The organism is Ruegeria sp. AJ12, assembly GCF_056536245.1.
This window is the reverse complement of record NZ_JBQFJJ010000001.1, coordinates 3,749,167-3,766,112: the sequence shown is the minus strand read 5'-3', so window position 1 is coordinate 3,766,112 and position 16,946 is coordinate 3,749,167. Positions and strand designations below refer to the sequence as shown.

Annotated in this window: 16 protein-coding genes; 12 read left to right on the top strand and 4 right to left on the bottom strand. The window is 57.6% G+C overall.

Features of this window, described 5'->3' with window-relative positions:
- The first annotated feature begins 29 nt into the window (after positions 1 to 29).
- From ACR3E0_RS18800 to ACR3E0_RS18780, 5 genes are all read left to right on the top strand, one after another.
- Positions 30 to 542, top strand: coding sequence for a c-type cytochrome (locus ACR3E0_RS18800; RefSeq protein ID WP_480481094.1), 513 nt, complete (start codon positions 30 to 32; stop codon positions 540 to 542).
- Positions 543 to 714: 172 nt separating this feature from the next.
- Positions 715 to 2,658: an extracellular solute-binding protein gene (locus tag ACR3E0_RS18795; RefSeq protein WP_480480422.1), complete on the top strand. Its 1,944-nt coding sequence runs from the start codon at positions 715 to 717 to the stop codon at positions 2,656 to 2,658.
- Positions 2,659 to 2,664: 6 nt separating this feature from the next.
- On the top strand, positions 2,665 to 3,750 hold the full coding sequence (locus ACR3E0_RS18790; protein ID WP_480480420.1) for a microcin C ABC transporter permease YejB: 1,086 nt from the start codon (positions 2,665 to 2,667) through the stop codon (positions 3,748 to 3,750).
- On the top strand, positions 3,751 to 4,857 hold the full coding sequence (locus tag ACR3E0_RS18785) for an ABC transporter permease (protein ID WP_480480418.1): 1,107 nt from the start codon (positions 3,751 to 3,753) through the stop codon (positions 4,855 to 4,857).
- Positions 4,854 to 6,431, top strand: coding sequence for an ABC transporter ATP-binding protein (locus tag ACR3E0_RS18780; protein WP_480480416.1), 1,578 nt, complete (start codon positions 4,854 to 4,856; stop codon positions 6,429 to 6,431). The genes ACR3E0_RS18785 and ACR3E0_RS18780 overlap by 4 nt, the downstream gene beginning before the upstream one ends.
- A gap of 24 nt (positions 6,432 to 6,455) precedes the next feature.
- Here ACR3E0_RS18780 and ACR3E0_RS18775 read toward each other — a convergent pair whose 3' ends face one another.
- Positions 6,456 to 8,384 carry an elongation factor G gene (locus tag ACR3E0_RS18775; protein ID WP_480480414.1) on the bottom strand — a complete coding sequence of 643 codons (1,929 nt, stop codon included), beginning with the start codon at positions 8,382 to 8,384 and terminating at the stop codon, positions 6,456 to 6,458.
- Between the two features lie 212 nt (positions 8,385 to 8,596).
- Complete coding sequence (hemN, locus tag ACR3E0_RS18770) at positions 8,597 to 9,952, bottom strand: oxygen-independent coproporphyrinogen III oxidase (protein ID WP_480480412.1); 1,356 nt, start codon at positions 9,950 to 9,952, stop codon at positions 8,597 to 8,599.
- 61 nt (positions 9,953 to 10,013) lie between these two features.
- Here hemN and fnrL point away from each other — a divergent pair, with 61 nt between their 5' ends.
- Both fnrL and ACR3E0_RS18760 read left to right on the top strand, forming a co-directional pair.
- Positions 10,014 to 10,757 (top strand): transcriptional regulator FnrL, encoded by a 744-nt coding sequence (gene fnrL / locus ACR3E0_RS18765; RefSeq protein ID WP_480480410.1) that lies wholly within the window; start codon positions 10,014 to 10,016, stop codon positions 10,755 to 10,757.
- A gap of 74 nt (positions 10,758 to 10,831) precedes the next feature.
- The gene (locus ACR3E0_RS18760; protein ID WP_480480408.1) at positions 10,832 to 11,086 is read left to right on the top strand and encodes a GlsB/YeaQ/YmgE family stress response membrane protein; all 255 of its coding nucleotides are present in this window, start codon (positions 10,832 to 10,834) and stop codon (positions 11,084 to 11,086) included.
- Between the two features lie 49 nt (positions 11,087 to 11,135).
- Here the strand turns inward: ACR3E0_RS18760 and ACR3E0_RS18755 are convergent, their stop codons facing one another.
- The gene (locus ACR3E0_RS18755) at positions 11,136 to 11,975 is read right to left on the bottom strand and encodes a universal stress protein (RefSeq protein WP_480481092.1); all 840 of its coding nucleotides are present in this window, start codon (positions 11,973 to 11,975) and stop codon (positions 11,136 to 11,138) included.
- A gap of 195 nt (positions 11,976 to 12,170) precedes the next feature.
- Here ACR3E0_RS18755 and ccoN point away from each other — a divergent pair, with 195 nt between their 5' ends.
- From ccoN to ccoP, 4 genes are read left to right on the top strand one after another with little or no spacing between them, the layout of a single operon-like run.
- A complete protein-coding gene (gene ccoN, locus ACR3E0_RS18750; RefSeq protein WP_480480406.1) occupies positions 12,171 to 13,778 on the top strand; it encodes a cytochrome-c oxidase, cbb3-type subunit I in 1,608 nt (535 codons plus the stop codon).
- A gap of 14 nt (positions 13,779 to 13,792) precedes the next feature.
- Positions 13,793 to 14,521 (top strand): cytochrome-c oxidase, cbb3-type subunit II, encoded by a 729-nt coding sequence (gene ccoO / locus ACR3E0_RS18745; protein ID WP_480480404.1) that lies wholly within the window; start codon positions 13,793 to 13,795, stop codon positions 14,519 to 14,521.
- Positions 14,522 to 14,532: 11 nt separating this feature from the next.
- Complete coding sequence (locus ACR3E0_RS18740; protein WP_170431168.1) at positions 14,533 to 14,718, top strand: cbb3-type cytochrome c oxidase subunit 3; 186 nt, start codon at positions 14,533 to 14,535, stop codon at positions 14,716 to 14,718.
- Entirely contained in the window at positions 14,715 to 15,578 is an 864-nt protein-coding gene (ccoP, locus tag ACR3E0_RS18735) for a cytochrome-c oxidase, cbb3-type subunit III (RefSeq protein WP_480480402.1), read from the top strand. Before ACR3E0_RS18740 ends, ccoP begins: the two co-directional genes overlap by 4 nt.
- A gap of 152 nt (positions 15,579 to 15,730) precedes the next feature.
- Here the strand turns inward: ccoP and ACR3E0_RS18730 are convergent, their stop codons facing one another.
- Positions 15,731 to 15,889, bottom strand: coding sequence for a hypothetical protein (locus tag ACR3E0_RS18730; protein ID WP_480480400.1), 159 nt, complete (start codon positions 15,887 to 15,889; stop codon positions 15,731 to 15,733).
- A 100-nt stretch (positions 15,890 to 15,989) separates the two neighbouring features.
- Here ACR3E0_RS18730 and ACR3E0_RS18725 point away from each other — a divergent pair, with 100 nt between their 5' ends.
- Entirely contained in the window at positions 15,990 to 16,865 is an 876-nt protein-coding gene (locus tag ACR3E0_RS18725; protein WP_480480398.1) for a LysR family transcriptional regulator, read from the top strand.
- Positions 16,866 to 16,946: the final 81 nt, after the last annotated feature.

Genomic DNA, 16,946 nt, shown 5'->3' with positions numbered 1-16,946 from the left:
CCCAGACAGCTGAAATGGACACGCGATCAATGTTCGACACGATGACAGTTACCAAGGCCGCAGCAGGCCTGTTTGGCACTTTCCTGGTGCTGCTCTTGGCCAAATGGGGGGCCGAGATTCTATATCATGCGGGCGGCCACGGTGACGGCGAGCTCGCATACATCATCGAAACCGAAAGCGCGGGCGAGAGCGCGGATGGTGAAGAAGTGGTGTTCGAGGACATGCTGGCCGCAGCGGATCCCGAGAAAGGTGCGCGCGTGTTCCGCAAGTGTACGGCTTGCCACAAACTGGAAGATGGCGCCAATGGCACCGGCCCTTACCTGTACGGTATCGTTGACCGACCCATTGCGGCGGCCAAAGGGTTCACCGGGTATTCTCCGGCCATGCAGGCGCATGGTGGAAACTGGACACCTGAGGCGCTGGACGCCTTCCTCGAGCGTCCCAGCGGTTACATTTCCGGCACTTCCATGAGCTTTGCGGGCTTGAGAAAACCCGAAGAGCGCGCCGATCTGATCGCGTATCTTCAAACCATCGGTAACTGATATCCGGTCAAATCTAAGTGATTCTGAGCCGCTGCCCGCAGGCAGCGGCTTTTTTTGTTCCGGAAAAACTTCACAAAGCGTTCATGCATTCTAAACTTGAAACAGTCAGTGCTGGACCTTTAGCTAGGTTTAGCCGCATGAAGACGGTCGGGACTATGCAGGAGAGGCGGGTATGACGAATAAACGCATTTGGCCAGCGCAGACGACGCTAAAGCGACGCACTGCCCTTCAGCTTTTGGGTGGGAGCGCTCTGGCTGCGATGACGCCCGGTCTGAAAGGGGCATTTGCCGCAGGCGTCGAAGGAAGTGAGATTATCAAGGCGCATGGGTACTCCTATTTCGGAGATCTCAGCTACCCGCCCGACTTCCCGCATTTTGAATATGTGAACCCCAATGCACCCGTTGGCGGAGAGATTTCCGTTTCCACCCGGGGAACGTTTGATGGCATGAACCGCTTTAACTGGCAGGGTAAGGCGGGTCTTTATTCGGGGCTGATAGCGGAAAGCATGTTTGGCAGCAGCCCGTTCGGGTCAGCCTCGCCCGCAGACTCGATCACTGAATCCTACGGGCTGCTTGCCGAGTCTGTTGAGTACCCCAGTACCAAGGAGTGGTGCATCTTCTATATGCGCCCAGAGGCGCGGTTTGCCGATGGCACGCCGCTGACGGCCCATGATGCCGCCTTTACCCATGATCTGTTCCTGGAACAGGGCATCCGCAGCTATGCGCGAGGGGTCAAGCAGCGCATAGAAGGCTATGAAATCATCGACGATCACACGATCAAATACGACTTTGTCGATGGGATATCGCGCCGATCTCTCATTTCTCAGGTCGGCGGTACGCCTGTCTTTTCAAAGGCCTGGTATGAAGAAACCGGAGAACGGCTGGACAAGCAAAGCCTCGTGACACCCATGGGCAGCGGCCCATATGTGCTCGATGACTACGAATTGAATCGCTACATCATTTATCGCCGCAACCCCGATTACTGGGGCTGGCATTTGCCGATCAATGTCGGCCGACACAACTTTGAAACCGTGCGGGTCGAGTACTTTGCAGACGACGCTGCCGAGTTCGAAGCCTTCAAGGCCGGCATATACACCTTCCGCGCCGAAGGCAGCACCAAGAAGTGGGCAACCGGATACGATTTTCCTGCCGTCCAGAAGGGCTATGTGAAGCGTGAGAGCATTCCCGTGATGATGCCACCATCGCCCTCGGGTTTCATTTTCAACATGCAGCGCGCGCCGTTTGACAACATCAAAGTCCGCGAAGCGCTGGGACTTGCGTTCAATTTTGAATGGACCTCTGAATCGCTCCAATTCGGCCTGACGGAGCAGCGCCATTCGTTTGCCGAAAACTCGGAAGTTGCAGCGGATGGTTTACCCACCGAGCAGGAGAAAGCGTTCCTGCAATCGCTTGGTGATATCGTGCCCGAAGAGATATTCACTCAGGAAGCAGTGCGCGCGCACAGTTCCAGCCCAAGCCGGACTGTCGACCGACGAAACAAACGAACGGCACTGCAACTGTTTTCCGAAGCGGGTTGGACGGTATCCGGTGACGGCAAGCTGAGAGATGCCGAAGGCAATCCGATGGCCATCACAATCATGCTCAACGCATCCTCTTCGGACACCGTCGAGGCGATTGTGACGACATATGCGTCGAACCTGGAAAGCTTTGGCATATCGGTCACAGTGGAAAAAGCCGACAGTGCACAGTGGATTCAGCGTTATTACGACAAAGATTTCGACATGATCTTTTTCCGCAACCAGCCTTTCCTGGAAGCGGGTACTGGTCTGAAGCAGTTTTACGGTTCCGAAACAGCCGTGGTGTCGTCCTACAATCCTCAATCCCTTCAGGAACCTCTGGTCGACGCGATCATTGATGCGGCCTTGGAAACCAAGTCACGCGAGGAAGAAATTGCTGCGTTGAAATCGCTGGATCGCGTATTGCGATACCTGCGCATTCAGGTCCCCACAGGGTATGTCGCAGATACCTGGGTTGCGTATTACGACATGTTCGAGCATCCCGAAGAACTGCCACCGCTGGCCGTTGGTCAATTTGATTTCTGGTGGTTCAACGAAGAGAAATTCCAGGAATTGAAGGCCGCAGGCGCGGTGAGGTAACCGGTTTTGGGCGCATACATTCTCCGCCGGCTCTTGCTGGTGATCCCGACGCTGATCGGCATCATGGTCGTGAACTTCACTCTGGTTCAGTTTGTTCCAGGCGGCCCAATCGAACAGATCCTGGCCCAGATGCAGGGCGAAGGGGATGTTTTTGCAGGGTTTGCAGGCGGCGAAGGGGCGCAGACCGAAGAAACCTTTGGATCAGACAGCGACTACATCGGCGCGCGCGGCCTGCCCAAAGAGTTCATAGAAGAACTTGAGAAAGAGTTCGGCTTCGACAAGCCGCCGCTCGAGCGGTTTTTCACGATGATGGGCAACTACCTGACGTTGGATTTTGGCGAGAGCTATTTCCGCTCGATCAGTGTGATCGATTTGGTGTTGGAAAAGATGCCGGTTTCGATTTCGTTGGGTCTGTGGTCGACGCTGATTGCCTATCTCGTCTCGATCCCGCTGGGTATCCGCAAAGCCGTCAAGGACGGCTCTCAGTTCGACACGTGGACCAGCGGAGCCATTATCGTGGCCTATGCTATTCCCGGTTTCCTCTTCGCGATCCTTTTGCTGGTGCTGTTCGCAGGTGGGTCGTATTGGCAGATTTTTCCCCTGCGCGGTCTGACCTCAGACAATTGGGAAAGCCTCAGCCTGTTTGGCAAAATCGCCGACTATTTCTGGCATATTGCCCTGCCGATCATAGCGCTGACAATCTCGGCCTTTGCGACGCTGACCCTTCTCACAAAGAACTCCTTTCTGGATGAGATCAAAAAGCAATACGTCATGACAGCGCGTGCAAAAGGGCTGAGTGAGCGGAAGGTTTTGTATGGTCACATCTTCCGCAACGCGATGCTGATCGTGATCGCGGGTTTCCCGGCCGTGTTCATCGGTGTGTTCTTTGGCGGCTCTATCATCATCGAAACTATCTTTTCGTTGGACGGTTTGGGGCGTCTCGGTTTCGAAGCAGCCGTGGCGCGAGACTACCCGGTCATCTTTGGTACGCTGTTCATCTTTGGTCTGATGGGTCTGGTTGTCGGCATTATCAGCGACCTGATGTACGTTCTGGTCGACCCCCGCATCGACTTTGAAAAGCGGGAGGGGTAGATGGCGCTGTCTCCCCTCAATCAGCGCCGCTGGCGCAACTTCCGACGCAATGGCCGGGCGTTTTGGGCGCTGATCATTTTTTCAGTGCTCTTCGGGCTGTCGTTGTTTGCCGAGTTCATCGCCAATGACAAACCGATCCTGGTGAAATATCGCGGCGATTTCTACACGCCGCTCTTCAACTTCTATGCCGAAACCGAATTTGGCGGCGACTTTCAGACCGAAGCGATCTACCGCGATCCCGAGGTGCAGTGCCTGATTGACAGCGGTGGGCTTGAACAATGTTTCGATGATCCCGAAGGCATCATCGAGCAGATCGACGCGGGAACTTTTCAGGCCGACGGCTATGAGCGCGGATGGGCCATCTGGCCTCTGATCCCGTATTCATACAACACCAGCGTCGACCGCCCCGGTGCCGCACCTCTGCCACCGAACGGCCAGAACCTGCTGGGCACGGACGACACTAAACGAGATGTTCTGGCGCGGGTCATCTATGGGTTCCGCCTGTCCATCTTGTTCACCTTGATCGTCACCGGCGCGGCCAGCCTGGTCGGGATTTTTGCAGGTGCCATTCAGGGGTTCTTTGGCGGATGGTTGGACCTGATCTTTCAACGGATCATCGAGATCTGGTCGGCGACGCCATCCCTGTACGTCATTATCATCATGTTCGCTATTCTTGGGCGAAGTTTCTGGCTACTGGTGGCCCTGATGATCCTGTTCAGTTGGACCGGTCTGGTCGGTGTTGTTCGAGCGGAGTTTCTGAGGGCCCGAAACCTGGAATACGTGCGCGCCGCGCGGGCGTTGGGCGTGGGAAACATGACCATCATGTTCCGCCACATGCTGCCCAATGCGATGGTCGCGACACTGACCTTCATGCCATTCATCGTGACCGGTACGATCGGCGGGCTCGCCTCGCTGGATTTTCTGGGGTTCGGCCTGCCGTCCTCGGCCCCGTCACTGGGAGAATTGACGCTTCAGGCCAAACAGAATCTGCAAGCGCCTTGGTTGGCGTTCACGGCCTTCTTTACCTTCGCCATCATGCTCTCACTGCTGGTCTTCATTTTCGAAGGCGTCCGTGATGCATTTGACCCGAGAAAGACCTTTTCATGAGCCTGTTGGATGTAAAGAACCTCAAGGTTTCCTTCCGGCAGGACGGGCAGGTCTCTGCGGCTGTCAAAGGTTTGTCCTTTAGCGTTGATCGCGGTGAAACGGTTGCGTTGGTCGGAGAATCCGGGTCGGGCAAATCGGTCACGGCCCTGTCGACCGTATCCTTGCTGGGTGAAAGTGCGATTGTCGAAGGGTCGGCAAAGTACGACGGGAAAGAGATGATCGGCGCCTCTGAACGGCATCTGATGGATGTTCGCGGCAACGACATCAGCTTTATCTTTCAGGAGCCGATGACCTCGCTGAACCCTCTGCACACGATTCAGAAGCAGATGGCGGAATCCCTGGCGCTGCACCAGAGTGTGACAGGCGATACCGCACGGCACAGGATCATCGAGCTACTCACCAAAGTCGGCATCCGCGATCCGCAGGAGCGGTTGGACAGCTATCCGCATCAGCTGTCTGGCGGTCAGCGGCAGCGCGTGATGATCGCCATGGCCTTGGCCAACAAGCCGGATATCCTGATTGCGGACGAACCGACAACCGCTTTGGACGTGACCATTCAGGCCCAGATCCTCGAACTGCTGGCAGAATTGCAAAAGTCCGAGAACATGGGGATGCTGTTCATCACCCACGACTTGGGCATTGTGAGGCGGATCGCCGATCGGGTCTGCGTGATGAAAGACGGTGTGATCGTCGAGACAGGACCGACGCTCGAAATTTTCGACAATCCGCAACATCCATACACACGCAAACTGCTCGCGGCAGAGCCATCTGGTGCCCCCGATCCGGTGGCGAACGATGCTGAGGAAGTTGCCAAAACCGAGCATCTGAAAGTCTGGTTTCCGATTCAGCGTGGGCTTTTGAAACGCACCGTAGGCTATGTGAAGGCGGTCAACGATGCGACCCTGAGCGTGCGTGCGGGGGAGACCTTGGGCATTGTCGGTGAAAGCGGTTCCGGGAAGACGACGCTGGCCTTGGCGATCATGCGGCTGATCGCATCCGAAGGCGAAATTACATACCGCGATCAGGACGTCCGAAGCTGGTCGACGCGCGAATTGCGGCGGCTGCGCAAGGATATGCAGATCGTCTTCCAGGATCCATTCGGCAGCCTTAGCCCCCGTATGACATGCCAACAGATCATTGCCGAAGGCCTGGCGATCCACAAGGTCGATCCACATCGCGCTCCGCGAGATTTGGTGGCCGAGGTCATGACCGAAGTCGGCCTTGATCCCGCGTCAATGGACCGGTACCCGCACGAGTTCTCGGGTGGCCAGCGTCAGCGCATCGCAATTGCGCGCGCCATGGTTTTGCGTCCAAAGCTATTGGTGTTGGACGAACCGACAAGCGCACTGGATATGACCGTGCAGGTCCAGATCGTGGACCTGTTGCGGGATCTGCAGCGAAAATATGGGCTGGCCTACCTGTTTATCAGTCACGATCTGAAGGTCGTGCGGGCCATGTCTCACAAAGTGATCGTCATGCGAAACGGCGACGTAATCGAGATGGGCGCTGCCGAGGACCTGTTCGAAAACGCGCAGACGGACTACACCCGTGAACTGATTGCTGCGGCGGGCTGAACACAGCCCGCCTGCGAAAACGCCCTAGGCGCTGGCCGTTTCCCGCGCCGCTGATTTTGGCACCGGCCCGCGCAACTCTTCGTAGTGATCAAAGTTCAGCTTTACCCAACCGGTTCCGCGCGTTGCACTTGCCAAAGTGCGGTGCAGTTCGTCCTCGGCGACCGCCGGCAGCAGGGCGTTGAAGATCTCCCATCCTGATGCGTTTGGATTCCCTTCAAATCCAAGAACCTGACCTTGAAGTGAGCTGATCGTTGGCACAAGGTCGCCCACAAAGGCAGAAGGCAGGTGGATTTCCGCGTTCAGGATGGGTTGCAGGACAACCGGTTTGGCTTGCGGCAGCGCCTCGCGCACGGCGTTTTTGCCTGCCGTGCGGAATGCATAATCCGAGCTGTCGACATTGTGGTGTTTGCCATCGCTCAGCGTGACTTTGACATCGACGACCGGAAATCCTTCAGGTCCCTGTATCAGCGCGTCCTTGGCGCCGTGTTCGACCGATGGAATGTAGTTTCTGGGGACCGCACCGCCTTTGACGACTTCCTCGAACTGAAACCCTGCACCGCGCGGCATTGGCCCTATCGAAATCACCACATCCGCAAATTGCCCGGCGCCGCCAGATTGCTTGCGGTGCCTGTGCCGGTGTTCGATGGTTGACTTGATGGTCTCGCGATACGCGGTTTCAACCGGTTCCGCCTCGATTTCGATCCCAAAATCCTCGGCCAGTTTCGCCTTTACCCGCCGCATATGTTGCGGACCCTGTGATCCAAGCACCGAGTGGCCGCTGAGTTCATCCTGTGCCAAATGCAGCCCCGGGTCGATTTCAGCCATGCGGGACAAGGCGTTCGAAAGGCGCACGTCGTCGCGCTCATGCGACGGTGAAACCACCTGCCGATGGGCCACCGGGTGCGAGGCTGCCCATTCTGGAAGCGGAGTGGCCGAGTTGCTGTCATAGAGATACCCGGGATTGAGATGATCGGATTTCACCGCGAGCCCGATCTGTCCCGCCTCTAACGCGCTGATTTGGGTTTTTGCATCCAGCGTCGTCAGATTGCCGACCGTTTCCCCTCCAAGGGCTTCGTGCGCCTTGACGCCGTCACCCAGGCCCCGCAATACGACTATTTTTCCGATATGTTTTTTGACATCCGCAAAACCCGCGATGGCGCGGGCATTGTCTGCGGCCTCGTCCCGACCTGCGGCGATATCGAATTCAGGGGCCTCGTGCCGCAGGGCCTTCATCAGACGGGTAAGGCCGTTTCCGTGACTTGCCGCACCAAGGCAGGCCGGGATCAGTTGGTGGTTTTGCAAGACCTGTGCTGCAAGGTCATAGACTTCGTCGCTCGGGGGCTGCTTGTCTTCAATTAGTTGCTCCAGCAGATGGTCGTCAAAATCCGACAGGGTTTCCAAAAGCTCCGTGCGGGCTTCCTGTTCACGGTCCTCGACGGATTGGGGGAGTTCGATCAGGGCAGAGGGCTGCCCCTCCTGATACTTCCACGCGCGTTCCGAGATCAGATCGACGGCGCCTATGATCGCGCCGCCTTCGCGGATCGGAACCTGACGCAGTGCGATATGATGCGTGCAATAGGTCTGCAGCGCTGCGATGATGTCGCGAATGCGACCATTCGGATTGTCCATCCGGTTGATAAACAGGAAACAGGGAATACCGGCTTCTTCGACCAACCGCAGGTAAGGCGCGCACAAAACAGCAGCGTCGGGGTCCGGCGGAACCACTACGACAGCGGCATCCGAGATCGCCATGGCCGGGCCGACATAGGCCAGCGCATCGCCGCCGCCATCGACGTCGACAGCGCACCAGGGCTCACCCAAGTAAGAAAAACCGTGCAAGTGCACGGTTCCGGATATGTCGAATGTTGTGGGGCGTCCGTCGAGGCGGCTGATGGCCTCGACCAGGGTAGATTTGCCCGATTGACTGGGGCCGAGGACGGTGAAAACGCGCATAGATGCTGTCCCTCTTTCAGGTTGCAGAACGGCTGCACGAAAAAGGTTGCCCTGCGCAGATGCGCTGGCACGGACGGCCTGTCAATTGCCCTGCCTCGCGTGCGGAACGGCCTGCCGCCCGCCCTGCAAGTGTGGGGACAACCCACGGCGTACGTCAAGCCCCCGTTCAGTTTTGGAATGGGTCGGGCGGATAACCGTTCGACCCGCCTTGGTCAAATCGCCGAGCTGTGACCGGCCTTGCTCAGGTCGTAGGCATCAAAGCTGCGGGCAATCATACGGGTCAGAGCGCGCGCCTCATGCGGGACGTACAGCCCATCTTCGGTGATCCGCAACAATCCGTCAAAGGTTGCGTTGGCGGTCTGATACATCTCCTGCAATTCTTCGACCGTAATGTCGTGATCACGCAGGATTTCGGCGGAGCTGATCTGGAAATCGCACATCAACGCTTCGATGAGCCGGGCGCGCAAGACGTCCTGTCCTTTGAACACATGACCGCGCGCGGTCGAAAACTGCCCGTCGCGGATTGCCTTGGTGTGTGCGGACGTAGCCGGGGCGTTCTGCGCATAGCCCTGTGGGAAACGCGAGATCGAGCTTGCGCCGACACCGATCAGGGCTTCGGCCTGATCGTCCGTATACCCCTGGAAGTTCCGTTTCAGTCGACCTGCGCGCAGGGCGTGTGTCAGCCCGTCATCCTGAGTGGCAAAATGGTCGATACCGATTTCGGCATAGTTGTCCCACATGAACAGGCGACGCGCGGTATCAAAAAGGTCCAGCCGTTGCTCGGGTGTCGGAAGGGCATCCGATGGGATCAACTGTTGCCGCTTCGCCATCCACGGTACATGTGCATAGCCATACAGCGCCACGCGATCGGGGTTAAGCGACAGCAGTTTCTGTACGCTTTCCGTCATCCTTGTCTTGGTCTGATGGGGCAGGCCAAAAAGAATGTCCGCGTTCAGGCTGGTGATGCCGCGTGCCCGGATCATGTCGATCGCGTCACGGGTCGTATCGTAGCTTTGAATGCGGCCGATGGTCTTTTGGATCTCATCGTCGAAATCCTGAACCCCGATTGAGGCACGGTTCATTCCAGCTTCGGCCAGAACGTCCAGACGGGCTTCGTCGATTTCGTTGGGGTCGATCTCGACCGAGAACTCCGCGTCCGGCCCCATCGGGACGATTCCAAGAACGTGTCGCGCCAGATCGCGCATCAGGTCCGGGTTCAAAAGCGTTGGCGTGCCGCCACCCCAATGCAGGCGCGACAGTTTGACGCCGTCCGGCAACCGCGCGGCCAGCAGGTCCAGTTCAGCCTTCAGTACATCGACATAAGCTATGACCGGGTTGTCCGTTTGTGTGCCCTGGGTTCGGCAGGCGCAGAACCAACATAGCCTGCGGCAGAAGGGGACATGGATGTAGAGAGATATTGCGCTGCCGGGTTTGATGCCGGAAATCCAGTCCCCAAACAGGTCGGCGCCCACGTCATTACTGAAGTGGGGCGCGGTCGGGTAGCTCGTGTAGCGCGGCACTTTCGCGTCAAATAGTCCGAGCTTGGCCAATTGTGGTTTCACTATCATAGCGATACCCTTATTTCGGAAATGACAGTGCGACTTTGATAGAGATCAAGTGGAAACGCGGATGACAGTAAAAGTTCAGTTTGACCACGCCAATTGCGAGGACTGCCCGATTCGACATCGGGCCGTGTGCGCGCGCTGCGAACAAGACGAACTCCAAGAGCTCGAAAGTGTTAAGTATTACAGGAGCTTCGAGGCGGGGCAGACAATCATCTGGTCGGGCGATCAGATGAATTTCGTCGGCTCGGTCGTGTCCGGTATCGCATCCCTTACACAGACGATGGAGGATGGCCGGACCCAGATGGTTGGCCTGTTGTTGCCCAGCGATTTCGTTGGCCGTCCGGGACGGGAATCGGCACCCTACGATGTGCAGGCCACCACGGATGTGGTGATGTGCTGTTTCCGCAAGAAACCGTTCGAAGACCTGATGAACAACACGCCGCACATTGCGCACCGCCTTTTGGAAATGACTCTGGACGAGTTGGATGCGGCCCGCGAATGGATGCTGGTTCTGGGACGCAAGACTGCGCGGGAAAAAATCGCAAGCCTTCTGTCGATCATCGCGCGCAGGGATGCCTCGGTCAGTCAGAAGGGCCTTGTCGGTCCTATTGTATTCGATCTGCCGCTGACGCGTGAGGCGATGGCGGACTACCTGGGCCTGACACTTGAAACCGTCAGCCGTCAGATATCTGCGTTGAAAAAGGATGGTGTGATCTCTCTGCAGGGTAAGCGTCATGTGACGATCCCGGATATGGGGCGCCTGATGGAAGAAGCTGGTGATGACTCGGATGGTGGTTTCCTGGTCTGACCGTGTTGCAGCGTGACCTGACGCCCAGGCCGTGATTTACTGATCCCGCATGAACAGGGTTGCGGGAGCAGGGCATGGAATTCAGTAGTATTTTGGCGATGTTGGTGATCGGAGCAATCGCCGGTTGGCTGTCCGGCAAGATCATGGAAGGCCGCGGCTTTGGCCTGATCGGCAACATCATTGTCGGTATCGTGGGCGCCTTTCTGGCCGGGTTGATTTTCCCGGCATTGGGGTTCGCGGTCGGTGGCGGGCTGTTGTCATCGATCTTTTTCGCGACCGTTGGTGCCGTGATCCTGCTGTTTCTGATCGGCTTGGTCAGGCGCGGCTAATCACGAAAGCCGCCCAATAGGGCGGCTTTATGCTTGGCGTTTCGGAGCGCTAGTGCGCCAGGAAAACGGGTACGGCTGATTTTTCGAGCATGTTCCGTGTCGCGCCTCCCAGGATGGCCTCTCTGAACCGGGAATGGCCATAAGCGCCCATGACGATCATATCCGATTCAGTGTCGGATGCGTGGCGGTTCAGGATGTCGGACACACGGGTCATCGTCTTGCTCAGCACGTCAATTTCGCATTTCACCCCGTGCCGTGCCAGCGTTTGCGACAGCATACCGCCCGGGTCGGAACGATCCGGCCCGTGACGCGGCGGGTCAATCACCACGATGCGCACCAACTCTGCCTGTTTGAGGAACGGCAGGGCACGTCGAACCGCTCTCATCGCCTCAACGCTTTCGTTCCAGCCGATCATGACGGTCTGCGGCACAGAAATGGGCTTTGCATCATCCGGAACCACCAAAACGGGCGCGTGACCCTCGAACATGGCGGCCTCAACAATGGGCTCGGCCTCAGCCCCGCGTTCCTCGCCATAAGGGTGCGGTAGCACAACAAGATCAGAGAAACGTGCCCGGTGTGCCACGTGGCGCCCTATATCAGCAATTTGTGCAACGCCGTTTTCTGCGGACCACCGAACACCGGTTTTACCCAGGTAGTCCTTAGCGAAAGTCAGCACCTCATCCGCCTCGGCCTTGGCCCGGCTTAGGGTCTCCTGAAGGATCAGGGCGTTTGCGCCAGCATAATAATATCCCGTTTGACTGCGATCGACACCGAGGCAGAGCGCTTCGGCATGGGCATCCTGCGCGTCGGCCAGCGCTGCCATCTGAGCCAGTGCCGCCCGAGCCGCCTTGGTTTCGGTCATGACCGTGAGAAGAGATTTGTACGCCATTTCGACCTCATAATTCGGGCATTTGGTTTCGTGTGACCAGGTAACCCATTCAGTCATTTATGCGTGTCACAGAAATCGGGCTGTTGTCTTGACTCAGATCAAAGCAGCCCGAGCCGCATTTCTACATTACAACAGACAGTCAAAAAAGTTCTGCGCGACAGTGGAATCGTGCGGGGCATGGCAAAGGGACGCAATATGTCGAATTACATCAAGCTGATCGCGCTTGGTCTGGTCGTGGTGTTCGCCGCGATTGGAACCAACTATGCGCGGGATTTGGCGTATCAGGTGCACGCTCTACTGGTGATGTTAATCGCCGGTGGGTTGTTCATCTGGACGCTTCGAAACACCGACGAGCCAGATACCAGTGTCGACCGCTCAGCGGAGTACATGGATGACGTGATCCGTTATGGCGTGATCGCGACAGCCTTCTGGGGGGTGATAGGGTTTCTGGCAGGAACCTTTATTGCGTTTCAGCTGGCCTTCCCGGCGCTGAACTTCGAATGGGCGCAAGGGTACATGAATTTCGGGCGGTTGCGTCCGCTGCACACCTCAGCGGTGATTTTCGCCTTTGGGGGTAACGCCCTGATCGCGACCTCGTTCTATGTCGTGCAGCGCACCAGTGCCGCGCGGTTATGGGGTGGCAACCTGGCCTGGTTCGTTTTCTGGGGCTATCAGCTGTTCATCGTACTTGCGGCGACCGGCTATGTTCTGGGCGGAACGCAGTCCAAGGAATATGCCGAACCGGAATGGTATGTTGACCTGTGGCTGACTATCGTCTGGGTGGCCTATCTGGCCGTGTATCTCGGCACGATCGTCAAGCGGAAAGAACCCCACATTTATGTGGCAAACTGGTTCTATTTGGCGTTCATCGTCACCGTTGCCATGCTGCACCTGGTCAACAACATGACCATCCCGGTCAGCATCTGGGGTTCGAAATCGGTTATCGTCTGGTCGGGCGTGCAAGACGCCATGATCCAGTGGTGGTACGGCCACAACGCTGTCGGCTTCTTCCTGACTGCGGGCTTCCTGGGCATGATGTACTACTTCATCCCGAAACAGGCCGAACGTCCGGTGTTCAGCTATAAACTGTCGATCATCCACTTCTGGGCGCTGATCTTCCTGTATATCTGGGCCGGTCCGCACCACCTACACTATACCGCGCTGCCTGATTGGGCCTCGACGCTGGGCATGGTGTTCTCGGTCGTCCTGTGGATGCCGTCCTGGGGTGGTATGATCAACGGTCTGATGACGCTGTCGGGCGCATGGGACAAGCTGCGTACCGACCCGATCATCCGGATGATGGTGATCTCGGTCGGCTTCTACGGCATGTCCACTTTTGAGGGTCCGATGATGTCGATCCGCGCTGTGAACAGCCTCAGCCACTACACCGACTGGACCATTGGCCACGTACACTCAGGTGCGCTGGGCTGGAACGGTATGATCACCTTTGGCGCGCTGTACTTCCTGGTGCCTGTCCTGTGGAAGCGCGAGCGCCTGTACTCGCTGCCGATGGTCAGCTGGCACTTCTGGCTCGCCACAATCGGCATCGTGCTCTACGCCGCGTCGATGTGGGTCACCGGTATCATGGAGGGCCTGATGTGGCGTGAAGTGGATGCCAACGGCTTCCTGGTGAACTCGTTCGCCGACACCGTGGCGGCCAAGTTCCCGATGTATGTGGTGCGTGCGCTGGGCGGTGTTCTCTACGTCGCTGGTGCAGTGATCATGTGCTACAACCTGTGGATGACTGTGCGGAAAGCGCCGGCCAAAGAGGCCAGCCTGACCGTCGCGGTCCCGGCTGAATAAGGAGGGCCGGAGCAATGGCAATTCTCGACAAACATAAAATCCTCGAGACCAATGCGACCCTCCTGCTGATCTTCAGCTTCCTGGTCGTAACCATCGGTGGCATCGTTCAGATCACCCCGCTGTTCTATCTTGAGAACACAATCGAGAAGGTGGAGGGCATGCGCCCTTACACCCCTCTCGAGATGGCGGGTCGTGAGATTTATCTGCGCGAAGGCTGCTATGTCTGTCACAGTCAGATGATCCGCCCGATGCGGGATGAGGTCGAACGCTATGGCCACTATTCGCTGGCAGCCGAGTCGATGTATGACCATCCGTTCCAATGGGGGTCCAAACGCACCGGACCGGATCTGGCACGTGTCGGCGGTCGCTACTCGGATCAGTGGCATGTGGACCACCTGCGGGACGCGCAATCCGTGGTGCCGGAGTCGGTGATGCCGAAATATGGCTTCCTCGAAAACCGTATCCTGGATGGTGAGTATATCGGTGACATCATGGCCGCAAATGCCTTGGTCGGTACGCCCTATACCGATGAGATGCTGGAGAACGCACAAGCGGACTTCCGCGCTCAGGCCGACCCGGACAGCGACTTTGACGGTCTGCTGGAACGCTACGGCGAGAAGGTCAACGTGCGCAACTTTGATGGTCAACCCGAACTGACCGAAGCGGATGCGCTGATCGCCTATCTGCAAATGCTGGGTACACTGGTCGACTTCTCGACCTTCACCCCGGTTGCAAACCGGTAAAGGAGGGTGTGATGGAAGAATATACATTCCTCAGGCAGTTCGCGGATAGCTGGATGCTGCTGCTCTTGTTTCTGTTCTTCATTGGTATCGTGATCTGGGTTTTCCGCCCCGGTGCCAGCAAGGAATACAAGGACACCGCCAACATCCCGTTCCGGCATCAAGACAAACCCGCCGAATCCGAGGAGGCGAGGAAATGAGCAAGACACCTGAAAAACAGCCGGGTGATCCAAACACCACCGGCCACACCTGGGACGGTATCGAGGAGTTCGATAACCCAATGCCCCGCTGGTGGCTGTGGACCTTCTACGCCACCATCATCTGGGCTGTGATCTACACGATCATGTACCCGGCATGGCCCTTGGTGCAGTCGGCGACCGCCGGTGTTCTGGGCTGGTCTTCACGGGCACTGGTTCAGGAGGAAATGGTCGCGTTCGAGGAATCCAACGCGCCATGGAACGCGAAACTGGTCGAAACTCCGCTGGATGACATCTCCAAAGATGCCGAACTGCAGCAATACGCAGTTAACGCAGGCGGCGCGGTATTCCGGACTTGGTGCGCACAGTGCCATGGCTCGGGTGCGCAGGGCGCGTCGGGTTTCCCGAACCTGCTGGATGACGCGTGGCTGTGGGGCGGTACGCTGGATGACATCGTGACAACCGTCAGCTACGGAATCCGGAGCGAGGAGAGCGATGAGACGCGCTATTCCGAGATGCCGGCCTTTGGCGACATCCTGGAGTCTGAAGAGATCACTCAGGTCGTCCAATACGTAATGTCGCTGACCAATGCACAAACCGATGATGCGGCGGCGCAGGCGGGTCAGGTTGTCTTTGAAGACAATTGCTCTGTTTGCCATGGTGACAACGGTCAGGGTGACATCTTTCAGGGTGCGCCAAATCTGACCGACGCGATCTGGCTCTATGGCGGCAGCGAGGAAGCATTGACTGAATCGGTGACCAATAGCCGCTTTGGCGTGATGCCGCCCTGGGATACCCGCCTGACCGAGGCGCAAATCCGCGCCGTGTCCGCCTACGTCCACCAGTTGGGTGGCGGTCAGTAAAGACAAAAGAATACCTCCGGGCGGTCTGCCGCCCGAAGGTTGAGGCACCGGCTGTTCCATCTGTTCGCGCGTTTCCAGAACAGCCGGTGTCTTTTTTGCTAAGTTAGGCCGTTGACGTCGATTGGTCCAGAACCCCGCTTCTACTCCGCTGTTCACAGATCATTCAGATCGATCTCGCGCCGTTTTTCCAACCACCAGTGACCCATGGGCAGCCAGCGCCGTTTCTTGGCCTTTGGGTCGGGCAGGTCGCGGAGACGGGGTGGGTTAATGCGGGTCGCGGTCATGAAGGATCGGGCAAAGACGGTCAGCATGGTCTTTCTCCTCTACGCTGCTATCACTGAGTTCAGGATTGACCTTTAACGTCGCGGATGCGACTCAATTGGCATTAGGTCATGTAATCAGGAATTACATATGGACTGGCTGACTCTGCCATCCTTGGCATCCCTTCGGGCCTTTGCAGCCTTTGCGGAAAGGCGCAACGTCGTCGAAGCCGGCGCAGCTCTGAATGTCAGCCACGCTGCAATAAGTCAGCAATTGCGGGTGCTGGAAAGTCATATGGGTGTTTCGCTGGTCGACCGCTCAGGAAAATCATTGACGCTGACCGCGGACGGGGAACATTTGGCTCGCGCCTTGCATCTTGGGTTCAACGCGATTGAGACCGCTGTGCGGGATCTGACGCGCGCCGGAGGGGATCGACCGGTGCATATCTCGCTGACTTCATCATTTGCGGCATCCTGGCTGATGCCGCGCCTCCCGACTTTTCGCGCGACGCACCCCGAGGTGGATCTGGTTCTTGATCCCACGCCGGAACTCGTAGAACTGCGGCCGGGGGGCGTGGACGTGGCCATTCGGTATGGATTGGGCGGTTGGGCAGGTGTTCAATCGGATATGTTGCTAGAGACGCCCATGGTGATCGTGGCGGCCCCCGCGTTGCTTGGAGGAAAATCGGATTGGTCCCCGTCTGAGCTGGCCAAACTGCCTTGGCTGGAGGAAATCGGAACCACCGAGGCCACCACCTGGCTCGAGCAACATGGCGCGGTCCCGGATCGGGGCGCGGGTCGCACCAAATTGCCTGGCAATCTGGTGCTGGATGGCCTGCGCACAGGACAGGGCGTGACCGTCACCGTGCGGCATTTTGTCGAGCACGATATCGAGGCCGGGCGCATCGTCGAGCTTTACGCCGAGCCGGGCTTGGGCGGGTACCATGTTTTAACCTCAAAAACGGCGCTCAGGCCCACGGTCAGGGTTTTTGTCAGCTGGTTAAAGCGGATGGCACGCGCCGGCTGACAAATAAAAGGTGTCTGTACGATGCGCGTTTTGACCCATGTCAAAGTTTGTAGGCCTGTGATCTGGAAGAAAGCACACTCA